The sequence below is a fragment of the Sphingobium ummariense RL-3 genome, assembly GCF_000447205.1.
In the GTDB taxonomy this organism is placed as follows: Bacteria; Pseudomonadota; Alphaproteobacteria; order Sphingomonadales; family Sphingomonadaceae; genus Sphingobium; species Sphingobium ummariense.
The window spans coordinates 16,000-30,993 of sequence record NZ_AUWY01000091.1 but is presented as its reverse complement, the minus strand read 5'-3'; the positions used below and the strand labels follow the sequence as shown (position 1 = coordinate 30,993).

15 protein-coding genes and 1 tRNA gene are annotated in these 14,994 nt (G+C 65.3%); 9 read left to right on the top strand and 7 right to left on the bottom strand.

The genetic code is table 11. The annotated features are described in order from the left end of the window. Positions 1-5 precede the first annotated feature (5 nt). Positions 6-1,073: a fatty acid desaturase family protein gene (locus M529_RS37480; protein WP_021318411.1), complete on the top strand. Its 1,068-nt coding sequence runs from the start codon at positions 6-8 to the stop codon at positions 1,071-1,073. 40 nt (positions 1,074-1,113) lie between these two features. On the opposite strand, the gene lptG is transcribed toward M529_RS37480, so the two are convergent. Together lptG and lptF are read right to left on the bottom strand one after the other, a co-directional pair. Further along, positions 1,114-2,214: an LPS export ABC transporter permease LptG gene (gene lptG / locus M529_RS37475; protein ID WP_021318410.1), complete on the bottom strand. Its 1,101-nt coding sequence runs from the start codon at positions 2,212-2,214 to the stop codon at positions 1,114-1,116. 4 nt (positions 2,215-2,218) lie between these two features. Then, positions 2,219-3,439, bottom strand: coding sequence for an LPS export ABC transporter permease LptF (gene lptF, locus M529_RS37470; protein ID WP_021318409.1), 1,221 nt, complete (start codon positions 3,437-3,439; stop codon positions 2,219-2,221). Positions 3,440-3,578: 139 nt separating this feature from the next. Between lptF and M529_RS37465 the strand changes: the two genes are divergently transcribed. Continuing rightward, positions 3,579-4,067 (top strand): DUF2141 domain-containing protein, encoded by a 489-nt coding sequence (locus M529_RS37465; protein ID WP_031295051.1) that lies wholly within the window; start codon positions 3,579-3,581, stop codon positions 4,065-4,067. A 6-nt stretch (positions 4,068-4,073) separates the two neighbouring features. Next, a complete protein-coding gene (locus tag M529_RS37460) occupies positions 4,074-5,042 on the top strand; it encodes a diacylglycerol/lipid kinase family protein (RefSeq protein ID WP_021318407.1) in 969 nt (322 codons plus the stop codon). A gap of 40 nt (positions 5,043-5,082) precedes the next feature. Here M529_RS37460 and M529_RS37455 read toward each other — a convergent pair whose 3' ends face one another. After that, positions 5,083-5,979 carry a diacylglycerol/lipid kinase family protein gene (locus M529_RS37455; RefSeq protein ID WP_021318406.1) on the bottom strand — a complete coding sequence of 299 codons (897 nt, stop codon included), beginning with the start codon at positions 5,977-5,979 and terminating at the stop codon, positions 5,083-5,085. Positions 5,980-6,050: 71 nt separating this feature from the next. Here M529_RS37455 and M529_RS37450 point away from each other — a divergent pair, with 71 nt between their 5' ends. Next, on the top strand, positions 6,051-6,938 hold the full coding sequence (locus M529_RS37450; RefSeq protein ID WP_021318405.1) for a metallophosphoesterase family protein: 888 nt from the start codon (positions 6,051-6,053) through the stop codon (positions 6,936-6,938). Positions 6,939-6,977: 39 nt separating this feature from the next. Here M529_RS37450 and M529_RS37445 read toward each other — a convergent pair whose 3' ends face one another. Next, positions 6,978-7,826 carry a class I SAM-dependent methyltransferase gene (locus M529_RS37445; RefSeq protein WP_021318404.1) on the bottom strand — a complete coding sequence of 283 codons (849 nt, stop codon included), beginning with the start codon at positions 7,824-7,826 and terminating at the stop codon, positions 6,978-6,980. A 41-nt stretch (positions 7,827-7,867) separates the two neighbouring features. Here M529_RS37445 and M529_RS37440 point away from each other — a divergent pair, with 41 nt between their 5' ends. The 5 genes from M529_RS37440 to M529_RS37420 all read left to right on the top strand — a co-directional run bounded on the left by M529_RS37440 (position 7,868) and on the right by M529_RS37420 (position 10,329). Next, entirely contained in the window at positions 7,868-8,608 is a 741-nt protein-coding gene (locus tag M529_RS37440; RefSeq protein ID WP_040600855.1) for a ComF family protein, read from the top strand. A gap of 46 nt (positions 8,609-8,654) precedes the next feature. After that, positions 8,655-8,912: a glutaredoxin 3 gene (gene grxC, locus M529_RS37435; RefSeq protein WP_021318402.1), complete on the top strand. Its 258-nt coding sequence runs from the start codon at positions 8,655-8,657 to the stop codon at positions 8,910-8,912. 5 nt (positions 8,913-8,917) lie between these two features. After that, positions 8,918-9,748, top strand: coding sequence for a carbon-nitrogen hydrolase family protein (locus M529_RS37430; RefSeq protein ID WP_021318401.1), 831 nt, complete (start codon positions 8,918-8,920; stop codon positions 9,746-9,748). Further along, positions 9,745-10,218, top strand: a complete 474-nt coding sequence (locus M529_RS37425) for a DUF1178 family protein (protein ID WP_021318400.1) — start codon at positions 9,745-9,747, stop codon at positions 10,216-10,218. The genes M529_RS37430 and M529_RS37425 overlap by 4 nt, the downstream gene beginning before the upstream one ends. Before the next feature lie 34 nt (positions 10,219-10,252). Beyond that, positions 10,253-10,329, top strand: a tRNA-Arg gene (locus M529_RS37420). Positions 10,330-10,406: 77 nt separating this feature from the next. On the opposite strand, the gene M529_RS37415 is transcribed toward M529_RS37420, so the two are convergent. Genes M529_RS37415 through M529_RS37405 form a run of 3 tightly spaced genes read right to left on the bottom strand, consistent with a single transcriptional unit; the run spans position 10,407 to position 14,956 of the window. Beyond that, complete coding sequence (locus M529_RS37415; protein WP_021318399.1) at positions 10,407-12,911, bottom strand: ABC transporter permease; 2,505 nt, start codon at positions 12,909-12,911, stop codon at positions 10,407-10,409. Between the two features lie 24 nt (positions 12,912-12,935). Next, positions 12,936-13,628 carry an ABC transporter ATP-binding protein gene (locus M529_RS37410; protein ID WP_040600846.1) on the bottom strand — a complete coding sequence of 231 codons (693 nt, stop codon included), beginning with the start codon at positions 13,626-13,628 and terminating at the stop codon, positions 12,936-12,938. Between the two features lie 11 nt (positions 13,629-13,639). Next, the gene (locus M529_RS37405; RefSeq protein WP_021318397.1) at positions 13,640-14,956 is read right to left on the bottom strand and encodes an efflux RND transporter periplasmic adaptor subunit; all 1,317 of its coding nucleotides are present in this window, start codon (positions 14,954-14,956) and stop codon (positions 13,640-13,642) included. Positions 14,957-14,994: the final 38 nt, after the last annotated feature.

The following is a 14,994-nucleotide window of genomic DNA, read 5'->3' as shown; positions in this document are numbered from 1 at the left end:
ACGACATGACTGTGCATGATCCCGTTCTTGCGGCCGCTTCGCGGACGCATTCCGCCATTCCCGATGATGCGGCGATGCTGCGCGCGGCGGCGGATCTGACCCGTGAATTGTCGGTTGCGAAGCCGGGCATCTACTGGCCCGACATGCTGGCATCGGCCCTGCTGGGCTGGTCGGCCCTGGCTGGTGCGATCCTGGCAGGCAGCACGCCGCTGGCGGTGCTGTGCGGCCTCGTGGCGGTGCTGGCGCTTTACCGGGCGGCGAGCTTCATCCATGAGCTGACGCATATCCGCAAGGGTGCCCTGCCCGGCTTCCGCCTGGGCTGGAACCTGCTGGTGGGTATCCCGCTCATGATCCCCTCCTTCATGTACGAGGAGGTGCATACGCAGCATCATGCGCGCACCCGCTACGGCACGGCGAACGATCCGGAATATCTGCCGCTGGCGCTGATGAAACCCTGGTCGCTGCCGCTCTTCATCCTCGTCGCTGCGCTGGCGCCGGTCGGCCTTATCCTGCGCTTCGGCCTGCTGACGCCGCTCTCCATCCTCGTGCCGCCGCTGCGGCGGATCGTGCGGGAGCAATATTCGGCGCTGTCGATCAACCCGGCCTATCGCCGTCGCGCGCCGGAGGGCGAACTGGCGCGGCGCTGGGCCTGGCAGGAGACCGGCGCCTGCGCGGCCGCCCTCGCTCTGGTCGCCAGCGTCTTCGTCTTCGGCTGGAAGCCGCTGCTTGTTTACATGGCGGTGCATTCGGCCATGACGGTCATCAACCAGCTGCGTACCCTGGTCGCCCATCTCTGGGAGAATGAGGGTGAGGCGATGACGGTGACCGCGCAATATCTCGATTCGGTGAACGTGCCGCCGCCCGCGCTGCTCGCGCCGCTGTGGGCGCCGGTGGGGCTGCGCTATCATGCGCTGCATCACCTGCTGCCGAGCGTTCCATATCATGCGCTGGGCGAGGCGCATCGCCGGCTGATGGCGACCCTCGACCTGGACTCACCCTATCGCAAGGGCAACTATGCCGGCATGCTGCCTCTGATCGGCAAGATCGCCCGGAGCACCATGGGGCGGGCCTGAAATCCGGCGCTCCCGCCTTCCGGCGGGTGCGCGGGATCGGTCATTCCTCCGTTCGGAACAGGACGGTTTCCCCGAGCAGCAGGAACAGGAAGAAGGGCGCCCAAGCGGCGAGAAAGGGCGGATATGCGCCCAGATTGCCCATCGCCAGCGAGAAATTGTCAGCGACGAAGTAAGCGAAGCCCAGCGCCATGCCCATCACGGCACGGATGAAGAGCTGGCCCGAGCGCGCGAGGCCGAAGGCCGCGACCGAACCCAGGATCGGCATCAGCAGTGCGGAGAGCGGACCGGACAGCTTGTGCCACAGGCTTGCTTCCAGCTCCGCAGTGGGCCGTCCGGCGTCGTGCAGGTCGGCGATCGCTGCCTGCAGTTCGGAGAAGGTGAGCGCATCGGGATCGACCTTCGCCAGTGTGAACTGATCGGGACGGATATCCTTGCCGAATCGCACAGTTCCGAGGTCCCGCGCGGTGCCCCGCGAGACATCGAACTGCTTTGCATCCTCCAGAACCCAGCTCTTCGAAGCCGAGTCATAATGACCTTTGGGCGCACGGATGATCGTTGTCAGGCTGTTGCTGACGCGGTTGAAGATCTCGACGCCGCGAAGCTGCACCGCCGTACCCCGCCCCGCCACGATCCGCGCGGTCACCAGATTGTTGCCGTCCAGCACCCAGGGGTTGGCCTTGACGCCGCTGTCGGGCGGAACCGGGCCATAGTCGACGGCCTGCCAGGCGCTCAGCATTGCCGTCGACCGCGATACCACCCGTTCGTTGAAGGCGAAGCTGATGATCGCGACACCCAACGCCGTAACGATCAGCGGCGCCAGGATCTGGTGGGCGGAAAGCCCCGCCGCCTTCATCGAAATGATCTCGCTGTTCTGGTTCAGCGTCGCCAGCATGATGAGCGTGCCGAGCAGGACCGAGAAGGGCAGGAAGGTGGCCACGATCTGTGGCGCGCGCAACGCCGCGTAATGCCAAAGCTGCGGATCGCCATTGCCCGGATAGGCCAGCACATCGCCCGATTCGCCGAGCAGGTCGAGCGTCAGCAGGACGGCAACGAGCATGGCCAGCACCGCGAACGTGCGGGTGAGGAACAGTCGCGCCATATAGAGGCTGATCTGCCGCGACGGGAAGAAGTCGAACTGCATGGGATCAGGTCTCCGCTGTCGCCGCTGTGGCGCGCCGCCGCCGGTTGCGTCCGAACCGGAGCAGGCGGGCGACCTGCTTGCCCAGCTTGCCGAAAGCGAATTCCAGCGCCGCAATCGGTTGGCCGCCAGGGCGGTGGGCGATCACATGGTACATCCAGAAGATCAGCGCCGCGGCGAGCACGAACGGCCCCCACAGCGCGAGGATCGGGTCGACCTTGCCCAATGCGCCCACGCTTTCCCCATATTGGTTGATCTTGTGATAGGTGACGATGAAGACAATCGACAGGAAGACGCCGAGCGCCGAGGTCGATCGCTTCGGCGGGATCGCGAAGGCGAGCGCGGCGAGCGGTAGCAGCATCATCATCACCACCTCCACCATGCGGAAATGGAAATTGGCGCGTACCTCGTTGCGCAGCTTGTCCGGCGTGGACTTGTCGTGGCCGATCACCACCAGTTCGGGAATGGTCTTTTCCCGGTCGACGTCGCGACCGCGGAAATTTTCGATCTGCGGCAGGTCGATCGGCAGGTCGTGGCTGGAGAAGGAAAGGATGCGGGGCGTCTTGTACTTGGGCGCATCGTTCACCAGCACGCCATCACGCAGGCGGAAGATGATGACGTCGGGATCGTCGGTGGCGAGGAAGGTGCCCTGCGCCGCCGTCACCGCCAAGGTCTGTCCGTCGCGCCCTACCGCACGCACGAAGATGCCCTGGAGGTTACGGCCCTCGTCCAGGCTGCGCTCGATCCGCAGCGTCATGCGCTTGCCGAGGCTCGTAAACTCGCCCACCTTGATCGAGGCACCCAAAGCGCCCGAGCGCAGCTCGAACCGCAGCGCTTCATAGGCGTGGCGGGACAGCGGCTGGACAAAGCCGACGATGCCGAAATTGATCAGCGCCAGCGCGATCGCGTACATATAGGGCACGCGCAGCAGCCGGCCGTAGGACAGGCCCACCGCCCGCATCACGTCCAGCTCGGAGGAGGTGGCGAGCTTGCGGAAGGCGAGGAGGATGCCGAGCATCAGCCCGATCGGGATCGCCAGCGACATATATTCGGGCAGCATGTTGGCGAGCATCCGCCATACCACGCTGACAGGGCCGCCCTGCGCCGCCACGAAATCGAACAGGCTCAACATCTTGTCGAGGACGAACAGCATCGCGGCGATCACCAGCGTGCCCAGCATGGGCATGAAGATCAGGCGGGCGAGATAGCGGTCGATGGCGGTCATCATTTCAACTTATCGTCGTTCCATCACCATGATTTGGCCGCAAACTCTTTCCATATGCGGGACAGGAAAGAGTTGCGGGGGCGAACAGGGGCTCGCCGTCCGACCCTGTCGGGCGGCTATAGCTTCCAGGAGTCTGTTGGTCATGTTGAAAGTTTCGATGGGCCTGATGTCGGTGGCGACCTTGTTCGCCGCTGCCCCGGCGTTGGCCCACGGCGAAGAGATTACGAACGATCTGGCTCGTTGCGGTACCGAGGCGCACGGGCCGGCGGTGCTGGTCGACGTGCGCGGTTTCGCGGCGGCGACCGGCCGCGTGCGCGTGCAGTCCTATCCCGGCACCCGTTCCGCCTGGCTCGCCAAGGGCGAGTGGCTCAACCGCATCGACACCGCGGTCAAACCCAGCAACGGGGCCATGCGCTTTTGCTTGCCCGTGCCTGAGCCGGGCCGATATGGCATTGCCGTGCGCCATGACCGCGACGGCAACGGCAAGACCGATATATCGCGCGATGGCGGCGGTTTTTCCAACAATCCGTCCATCAACATCTTCAATCTGGGCAAGCCCTCCGTGGACAAGGCCGCTTTCTACGCGGGGCCGGGCGTGACCAGGATCACCATCAATCTCAAATATATGTAGGTCTTCATGGTCCGGGTCGCGCTGCTTTCCAATCCCAAGTCCACGGGCAACCGGCAGACGCTGCCGCGGGTGCGGAGCTATTGCGCGAACAATCCCGACATCTTCCACTATGAGGTGGAGCATGTCGACCAGATCGGCCGGGCGCTTCAGACCATCGCCCGGGTCGATCCGGCCGTCATCGTCATCAACGGTGGCGACGGAACGGTGCAGGCGGCGCTGACCGAGCTGTACCAGGGCGAGCATTTCGTGGGACGCGTGCCGCCGATCGCGGTCCTGCCCAACGGCAAGACCAACCTCATTGCGCTTGACCTCGGCATCCATGGCGATCCGATCCGGGCGCTGGAGCGCATCGTGGAGATCGCGAAGGCGGGCGTCGACGAGCATGTCGTCGCGCGCGAGTTGATCGCCCTGTCCGACGGCCGGGCGGAGACGCGGCCGGTGCTGGGCATGTTCCTGGGCGGGGCGGGGCTGGCCGACATCATCCTCTACTGCCGCAACCAGATCTATCCGCTGGGCCTGTCCAACGGCCTCAGCCATTTGCTGACCGCGGTCGCCGTACTGTTTTCCCTGCTGTTCGGTATCCGCGCGCGTTTCCTGCCGCCGTCGAGCAGGCCGGTGCGCATCTCGCTGATCCGCGATGGGGAACTGGTGGGCCGTTTTTCGGTACTGATCGTCACAACGCTGGAGCGGCTTCTGTTCGGCACCCCCACGGGCAACAGTTCCCGCGGCAACATGAAGCTGATGGCGGTCGACCAGAGCCTTCCCGCATTGCTGCGCCTGTTCTGGGCCAGCGTCTTCAAGCGCGTCGGCAAGGCGCACATGCAGGGCATTCATCTGCAGCAGGGCGACACCATCCGTATCGAGGGAGACCGCAGCAGCGTCATCCTCGACGGTGAGCTGTTCGAGGCGTCGGAGGGGCATCCGATCGTGCTGCGCTCGACCGAGCCAGTGCCGTTCCTGCGGCTGGCGGCATAGGTCATTACGCCAGAGCTCCTGCGGAAGCAGGAGCACGACGTCAGGAATACGCTGGCACCGCCACCTCGACCGCGCCTTCCGCCACCTTCACGGTCACGGGCGTGCGTGCCAGCACCTCGCCGTCGATGGAGATGCGCTGCGGCGGCACGGTCGACAGGCGAAAGCTGCGGCCATGATATTCCCGTGTGTGGGCGTTCCGGTCCCTCAGCTTGAAGAACTTCGCGTACCAGTCCCATGCCAGCCGTGCATGGCTGCGGCCCACCACCGCCTGGATGACGATCTCTCCACTGTCGACGTCTGCATCGTCGGAGAGCTCCACGCCGCCGTGGAAGGGGCCGTTGAGGATGCGCACCTCGGTCGACCAGAGACGTTCCTCCCTTTCCCCATCGTCGATTACGAGACGGAAGGCGCGAAAGCCTACCGTGCATTTGAGCGCCCACACCAGATAGCCTGTGCGGCCGAGATAGCGCTTAAGCTGGTGCGGTACGGTCTGGCCGATCATGGGGGAAAGGCCTAGCGAGGCGGCGTTCACGAAGTAATCACCGTCGATCATCCCCAGGTCCACGCGCCGCCGGGCCCCGTGGGCGATCGCCGCCACCGCCCCGTCGAGATCGAGCGGCAGGCCGAGCGTCCGGGCGAAGCTGTTGGCCGTTCCGAGCGGCAACACCGCAAGGACGCATCCGGTGCCCACCAGTTCATCGACCGTGCCCGACAGCGACCCGTCGCCACCGCCCACGACCACCATCGGCGCGCCCGCCTTCACTGCCTTGCGAACGGTTTCGTTCAGTCGCTCGGGATCTTCCACCGCGTCGGCCGAAAGCAGAACGATTCCTGCGGCCTCCAGCTTTTCCTTCGCCTCCTGAAACAGCGCCTGGCCGCGCCGAGACTGCGCGTTGACGATCAGCGCGGCTTCGCGCGGCAGGGGTTTCGTTTCCATGCCATAACAACGCGTGGCGCGGGATTCGGCTCCGGATCGAAACCCACGCCGCCTCCGTGGGTTACCTTCACATGGCCCGCATCGCTCATTTGTCCGACGTTCATTTCGGCGCCCATGATCCGAAGATCGCTGCCGCCGCCGAAGCCTGGCTGCAGGAGCGGCGTCCCGACCTGGTCGTCATCAGCGGCGACTTTACCCAGCGCGCCCGCGTCGCGCAGTTCCGCGCGGCATCGGCCTGGCTCAACCGCCTGCAGGCGGCGGGCCTGCGGCTGCTCGTCATTCCCGGCAATCACGACGTGCCGCTCTACGATGTAGTGCGCCGCTTTTTCACGCCGCTGCGACGCTACAAGCGCTACATCAGCAACGATCTCTGTCCGTTCTACGAGGATCACGAGGTCGCCATACTGGGTATCAATACGGCGCGGTCGCTGACGATCAAGGACGGGCGGATCAACCATGAGCAATTGGACTTGCTTCGCGCCCGCTTCGCGTCGGTGCCCGACGAGAAGACCCGCATCCTTGTCACTCACCACCCCCTCTTCGCCATGCCGATCGGTCGGGGCGGCGAACTCGGCGAGGCGGTCGGCCGTCATGAAGACGCAGTGCGCGCGGTGTGCGAAGCGGGCGTCCATCTGACGCTTGCTGGCCATTTCCACCGCACCTATGCCGAGGCGGCGGATCAGATGGTGGCGTATGCCGGCGGGGCGCTCGTGATCCAGGCGGGCACCGCGACCTCCACCCGGCTGCGCAACGACGAACCGCAGAGCTTCAACTGGCTCCACGTCCGTCGCAATGACGAGATCGAATTGCAGGTGGTGGTTTGGGACGGCGCGAGTTTTCAGCGCGGAAGCCATGTCGAGTATCGCCATGATAGCGAGGGATGGTCGAGGCGCGATATCATTGACCCACCCGCTGCGGGACGGATGAGCCAGGAGCAGTTGCGACAGGTGGCGGGATAGAAATTGGCTCGCCAGCCGTCCGTATGGTCCCTGGTCTCCTCAATGTTTCTGCTTGAGCGCATCTGCCAGCGACACTGTCGCGCTCCCGCGCCGCGCCGGCCGGGCCTGGCTCGGATCCGGTTTCCAGCCCGACAGGTAGAGGATCGCCATTTGCTCGGCTGTCCGTCCGTCCGGATCGGCGGCATCCGCAAAATGAGTGGCCGCGCCCATCAACGCCTCGCGCCGCAGGGCAGGCGCCCGCGAATGCAGTACATTGCTCGCCCCCATGCCGCGCAGGTCGTGCATCAGCCGAAGGATATCGCCATAGCGGATCGTCAGCGTCTCGCTGTCCGCCACCGGCATGGCGAAGCCGGCGCGGCTCAGAAGATCACCGGCCGATCGGACGTCCACCTGCGGATGGATATGCTGGCCGGGCCGGTCGCCTTCGCCTGCCATCAGCGCTGCGCGCAGCCGCGGCAGGGTGCCCGCGCCCGTGAAGCCCGCCAGCATCAGCCCGTCCGGGCGCAGCACGCGGCGCATCAGGATCAGCGCGCCAGGAAGGTCGTTGACGCTTTCCAGCGTCCCGCAGGCCAGCACCAGATCGAAGCTGTCGTCGGCGAAGGGCAGGGCATCCTCGTCGGCCTGCACGCCGCCCTGCGCGCGCGCTGCAAGGAAGCCCGGATCGGCGCAGGCGACGCGCCTGCCTGTCGCCTCCAGCGCCGCCCGCGCGCTGTCGTCGGGGCAGCCGATTACCAGTACCTCGGGCAGGTCGCGCTGCACATCGGCCAGCCGGTCGAGCAATTCTTCCAACATCGTATGATAGAGGAAAGCGTGATCGGCGAACTGGGTCATCATCCGGTCGCGGCGACGCGCGCGCAGGGCACGATCGAAGATGTCGGGGGTGTTCATGGCGGGCCTTGTGCATCGGGGGCGGAGCGGGGACAAGGAAGATCATGTCGCTCCTCCGGCTTCTCAAGAGGGCTGCCGCGCCCGCGCTCGATTATGCGCTGCCGCCGCGCTGCCCGGGCTGCGGCGCCATCGTGGAGGCGGACCATGCTTTCTGTCTGTCCTGCTGGAGCGGCATGGAGTTTCTGGGCGATCCCTGCTGCGCGCGCTGCGGCGTGCCGTTCGCGCATGACAGGGGGGAAGCCGCGGAGTGCGGCGCTTGCCTCGCCGATCCGCCGCCCTTTGACGGCGCGCGGGCGGTGCTCGCCTATGGCGATGTCGCCCGGACGGTCGCGCTGCGACTGAAATATGGCCGCCGCATAGGTCTCGCGCGGCTGATCGCCCGGCAGATGATGCGGCATGTCGCGGTCGATGAGGCGGCCGTCATCGTCCCGGTGCCACTGCATCGCTGGCGGCTATGGATGCGGGGTTTCAACCAGTCGGCGCTGATCGCCGATCATCTGGGACGCTTGACGGGCCTGCCGGTGGACAAGTTGTCGCTGGTACGCAAGCGACGCACCCGGCCGCTACGCGGCATGAACCCGGCGCAGCGTGCCAGGGCGGTGCGCGGTGCGTTCGCGATGCAGGAGGGGCACGGGCTCAAGGGGCGTGCCGTGCTGCTGATCGACGACGTGCATACCAGCGGCGCGACCGCCGCCGCCTGCGCGCGCGTTCTGAAGCGTAGCGGCGCGGCTCGCGTCCACCTGCTCTGCTGGGCCCGCGTGCTGCCCGGCGCAGCCGATTGACAAAGCGCGGCCAACCCCCAATTTCGGGGGTATCAAGGAGCATAGAATGGCGAAGGTCGAAATCTATACGAAGGCGTGGTGCGGCTATTGCGCCCGGGCGAAGGCGCTGCTGGAGGGGAAGGGCGTCGCGTTCGAGGAATATGACATCACCATGGGCGGCCCCAAGCGCCAGGAGATGCTGGATCGGTCCAACGGCGGGACGACAGTGCCGCAGATCTTCATCGACGGGCAGCATATCGGTGGTAGCGACGATCTGGCTGCTCTCGATCGGCAAGGCCGGCTCGACCCCCTGCTCGGTCTGTGACTACCATGCGCGCGGCGCTGTTCCAGATGACCAGCGGGATCGACCCTGCTGCCAACGCCGCCGCGATCGCGAAGATGGCCGCCCGGGCGAAGAGCGAGGGGGCGGATATGCTCCTCACGCCCGAAATGGCGGGCTATCTGGACCGCGATCGGCAGCGTGCCGCCGGGACGCTGAAGCCCGCTGCCGAGGACATCGTTCTGGCCGCGGTGCGTGACGCGGCGGCGAAGCATGGCTTGTGGATCCATCTCGGTTCCATTCCCCTGAAGGACGAGCGCGCGGACGGACGCTGGGCCAATCGCAGCTTCATGATCGACGATAAGGGCCAAATCCGGGCGCATTACGATAAGATCCACCTGTTCGACGTCGACCTTGCCACCGGGGAAAGCTGGCGCGAATCCTCGGTCTATGGACCAGGGGAGCAGGTGGTCGCGGTCGACACGCCCTGGGCGCGCATGGGCTTTTCCATCTGCTACGACATGCGCTTTCCCGACCTCTATCGTGCGCTCACCAATGCCGGGGCGACGGTGCTGTTGGCGCCGGCCGCCTTCACCGTGCCCACGGGGCGGGCGCACTGGCATGTCCTGCTTCGCGCCCGCGCGATCGAGGCGGGCTGCTTCGTGATCGCCACTGCCCAGGTTGGCCACCATGCCGATGGGCGCGTGACCTATGGCCACAGCCTGGTGATCGATCCCTGGGGCGAGGTGCTGCTTGACATGAAGGAGGAAACCGGGCTCGGATTTGCCAATCTCGACCTTTCGCGCATAGAGGATGTGCGTAGCCGCGTGCCCGCTATCGCCAACCGCCGCAAAATATCCGAGGAAGTGTCCCTGACGTGATCGTGTTCGACCTGAAGTGCCGGAGCGGGGGGCATGTCTTCGAAGCCTGGTTCGGCTCCAGCAAGGATTATGAGGATCAGAAGGCGCGAGCCCTGCTCGCCTGCCCTGTCTGCGGCGACGCCGATGTGGGGAAGGCGGTGATGGCCCCTGCCGTGGCTCCCAAGGGGAGCAGTCAGCCGGTCTCGGCCGAAGCCGCTTCGCCCCAGGCCCCGGTCGCCATGGCTGGCGATGTCGTGCGCCTACAGGCGATGATGAAGGCCATGGCGGAGGCGCAGCGCAAGGCGCTGGAGGGATCGCAATGGGTCGGCCGACAATTCGCCGAACAGGCGCGCGCCATGCACTATGGCGAGCAGGAGCGCACCACCATTCATGGCGAGGTCGCGCCGGATGAAGCGAAGGCGCTGGTTGCCGAAGGGGTGGAGGTGGCGCCGCTGCCCTTTCCCGTCATCCCGCCCGAAGCGAAGAATTGACCGCACGTCTCCTGCATAATAGAGCCGCAGCCGGGCGCCCATAGCTCAGCAGGATAGAGCGTCGGATTCCTAATCCGAAGGCCACAGGTTCGAATCCTGTTGGGCGCACCACCCATTCTGACATTGTTAGGGATCATGAAGCAGAACCGCTGGCCATTGCATCATGGCGGAGTTCCCGCACTGCTCCCTCATTCATAGCGCAAGGCGTGAATGGGGTTTGTGCGTGCCACGCGGAAGCTGTGGGCGCCGATTGTCGCCACCGCGATCAGCAGCGCCAAGCCGCCCGCCAGCAGGAAGGGCAGGGGCGTCAGTGTGATGCGCGCGTCGAATCCGTTCAGCCAGTCGCGCATCACCCACCAGGCGACCGGCCAGGCGATAAGGTTGGCGATGAGCACGGGGCGGCTGAACTGCCAGACCAGTAATTGGACGATCCGCAAGGTACTGGCGCCGAGCACTTTGCGGATGCCGATTTCCTTGGTTCGGCGCTGAGCGGTGAAGGCCGACAGTCCGAACAGCCCGAGGCAACCCACGATCACTGCCAGCAGGGCGAAAGCGGCAAAGGCCTGGGCGCGCGCTTCCTCCGCGTGATAGAGATCGCGCACGATATCGTCGCCGAACTTGGCGCTGAAGGGGACTTCGGGTGCCAGCCGCTTCCACACCGCTTCGATCCGGGCGAGCACGGCGGCCGGGTCGCCACTGTAACGCACCAGCATTTCGTTATGGCGTGCCCGATCGTAGAAGAAAAAGATGGCGTCCATCGGATCGCGGACGGAACGGAAACGGGAGTTCTGGACCACGCCGATGATGGTGACCGGGACGCTTCCGCCAAATTCATCCTGCACCAGACCCATGCGAACCTGCTTGCCGATGGCTTCCTGCGGCGAACGGAAGCCGAGACGCTGGACCGCCAGTTCGTTGATCACCGCATTGGCGCCGCGTGCGGCAAAGGCGCGCTCGGCTGCGGGATCCTGCGGAATGGGGCGGTAGGAATCATCGATTGGGCGGTTGATGTCGAAGGGCCGTCCGGCCAGAAGCCTGATGCCCATGGTGTCGAAGAACTTGGTATCGACCTGATAGACGCCCATGTTGATCGGGTTTTCGCGACCCGGGACGATAACGCCCGCGTTGGTGTTGTTCTTGGTGTCGATACCGATCGTCGTGCGGCCCGTTGCCACAACCCCGTCGACCTTTTCGATCTCACGCACGATCGTATCCATGACCGGCGCGAGCTGACGGCGGCTGATGCCGGAAATCTGGATCAGCCCCTCGCGCCTGTAGCCGGGATCGGAATGGCGCGCGTACAATGTCTGCGCATAGACGACGGCCGTGCAGATGATCAGGCCGATGGATACTGCGAATTGCGCCACGACCAGGGCGCTCCGCAACCGGCCCGATCCTTCCGCATCGGCCGCCGACTTGTTCGCCTTGAGCACGCGGGCGGGCTGGAAACGGGAGAGATAGAAGGCCGGATAGGCGCCGCCGGCAACCCCGACGACGAGCACCAGCCCGAGGATGGGCAGAATCAGGCCGTCGCTGCCGAAATAATGCAGTGTCAGGTCCGCACCCAGGAATTGGCTGACCAGCGGCAGCAGCAATTCGGTCAGCGCCAGCGCGACCAGCATCGCGACGGCCGACATCAGGACGGATTCGCCGATGAACTGCAGGATCAACTGGCGACGATTGGCGCCCAGCACCTTCCGCAGCGCTACTTCGCGAGCGCGCTGGCTGGCGCGCGCGGTCGCCAGGTTGACGAAATTCACGCAAGCCATGCCCAGGATCAGGACAGCGACGATGGCGAAGGTGATGATCGATCGGCGATCGTTGCCCGGTGACATCGAACCGCCTTGGGCATGGCCGAGATGGACGTCCCGGACGTTGACCAGCGCGAAGTCCATATCATCGCCCTGGTTCAGGCGGCGGCCCCCGAAAAACTCGTCAGGGATGTTGCGCTTTTCCCATTGCGGCAGCTGGGCGTTGATCGCCGCGACATCTGCACCCGGCTTCAAGCGGACATAGACCCAGCCCGACTGCCAGCCATATTGCCGCAGGAAGTCGGGCGTGTCGGCCCAGTAGCTGACGGGATCATAGCGGGCGAGCATCGAGATTTTCAAATGCGACGCCTTGGGCAAGTCCTTCAGCACGCCAGTCACGCGATAGTCCGCCGACATGCCCCGCGAGATCAGGGTGAGGGTCTGGCCCATCGGGTTCTGGTCGCCGAATCGGCGCTGCGCTTCACTTTCGGTCAGCACCATATCACCGGGCTTGGCGAGCGCGGTGCGCGGGTCACCTTTTACCAGGGGAAGATCGAGCACGTCGAACACCGGCCCGTCGACATATTTCATGTCGCTGATTTCGCTCGCTTCGCCATTGCGCAGCACCACCGGCCCGGCGGTCAGAAGATGCACCGCGGCCGCGATCTGCGGAAAATCCTTCTTCAGCGCCGCCTGCGCGACATAGGGGGCCATTTGCAGATTGTCCCGCTCGCCGCTGTTCGGATCGGTGTAGTAGGTCTGAAACTGGAAAGTCCGGTCCGCTTCGGGCAGCCACGCATCGAAGGTCAGCTCGTTGCGAACGAACAGCAGGATGATGAGGCAGGCGGCCATGCCCGTGGCCAAGCCCAGGATGTTGATCGCCGCATATGTCCGGCTCTTCAGCAGCGACCGCAGGCCAACGGTCAGATAGTTGCGCCACATGGCTCTTCTCCGTGCGTGGGGATGTCAGGCGGCGCGGCGGCGTTCCTGCAGGATGCGGCCGTCCAGCATGTGGACGACGCGGCTGGCGTAATCGGCATGGGCGGGCGAATGGGTGACCATGACAATGGTCGCGCCTTCGGCGTTGAGCGTCTGGAGCATCTTCATCACCTCCTCGCCATGGCTGGTGTCGAGATTGCCCGTGGGTTCGTCCGCCAGGATAAGGCGCGGCTCGGCCACCAGGGCGCGGGCGACGGCGACGCGCTGCTGCTGACCGCCCGACAGCTGGTTGGGCCGATGGCGGGCGCGATGGGCGATGCCCACCCGGTCCATCACCGCCGCGACCTTGGCCTTGCGGACGGCCGGCGGCATTGCATGGTAGAGCAGCGCCAGCTCGATATTCTCCGCAACTGTCAGCTCGTCGATCAGGTTGAAGCTCTGGAAGATGAAGCCGAGATGGGTCTTGCGGATGCCGGCCAGCTTGGGTTCGGGCAGGCCGCCGACCTCGATCTCGCCGAAGCGATAGGAACCGCTGGAAGGACTGTCGAGCATGCCGATCACGTTCAGCAGTGTGGACTTGCCGCAGCCTGACGGCCCCATGATCGCGACGAACTCTCCTTCAAAAATATCGAGATCGATCGAGTCCAACGCGGTCGTTTCGACCATGTCGGTCCGGTAGACACGGCTGAGTTCCCGCAGGCTGAGCATCGCTTGAGTCATGTCTTTGCCTTTCACTTCTTTTCCAGGACCAACCGATCCTTGTCGGCGAACCCGGTATAAGGGGATGTGAGCACCTTCTCGCCGGGCTGGAGGCCGTCGAGGATTTCGATGAAGTCGGCGTTGCGGCGGCCCAGCCGGACCGCGCGCTTCACCGCTTCGCGGCCGTCGGGCGTCACCACGAACACCCAGCTGCCGCCGGTATCGTTGTAGAAACTGCCGTTGGGGATCAGGCGCGCACGAACGGGGTCGCCCAGGGTGAGCTTCACCTGTAGCGTCTGGCCGCGCTGGATCTGCGGTGGTTCGCCGTCGAGAAATTGCAGGTCGGTCTCGAACTGGCCGTTGCGCACCGTCGGGTAGATTTTCGCGACCTTCATGCGATAGGTCTTGCCGTTCCATTCGACAGCAGCGGCCTGGCCCAGCTGGACGCGGGGCAGATAATATTCGTCGATTCCGGCGACCAGCTTGTTGCGGCCGGGGCTGTCGATCTGGCCCAGCCGTTCGCCCCGAGCCATGGACTGGCCGACCTGGATCGAGAAGGCCGAGACGGTGCCGGCTACCGGCGCGCGCAGGTCCAGCGCCTCCAGGCTGGCCCGCGCAACCGCCAAGCTCGACTGCAGAGTTTCGGCCGAGGCCCGCAACTGAGCCAGCTGGCTCGATTGCAGCCGTTCGTCGGTGCGCTGGGTCTGCGCCAATACGGCACGACGATCGCGCTGGTAGGCAAAGGTGTCGCGTGTATCGGCGAAGGTCCGGCCGGCCACGAAACCGCGCTCAGCCAGCGGAGCCTCCCGCTCATATTGCCGCTGCGCCTTTTTGAGGTCGAGTTCGGCTTCCAGCAAGGCCCGGCTGTTGGCCAGGCGGTTCTGCGACAGCGCCAGTTCCTGGCTGCGCATCGAGTTGAGCTGCTGCGTCACCTCGGTTTGGCGGGCGAGCACCGAGAGCTGCAGTTCCGCATTGGACAGGCGCGCAAGCAACTGGCCTTTCTGGACGGTCGCGCCGTCCTCAACCAGTACCTCCTCGACCCGTCCGCCTTCGATCGCATCCAGATAGACGGTGATGAGCGGGGTGACGCGGGCGCGCAGAGGAAGGAAATCGTCGAACCGGCCTTGCGTGACGGTCGACACGATGATGCGATCCGCCGGAACGGTCTGACTGTCGCCTTGCGGCATATAATACCAGCCGAGGCCGAGCAGGGTGACGGCGCCCATGGCACCCAGCGCGATCTTCGCGCGCAACGGCAGCGTCCGGCGTGCCACGACCCGATCCATGGCACCGCCGCTGCGGGGCTGATCCAATGGCTTCGTATCAGCCTGCATGCTGACGACGCTCACGCCCCAACGCTCCCCTGTCCGATTTCGGTCATGTTTTG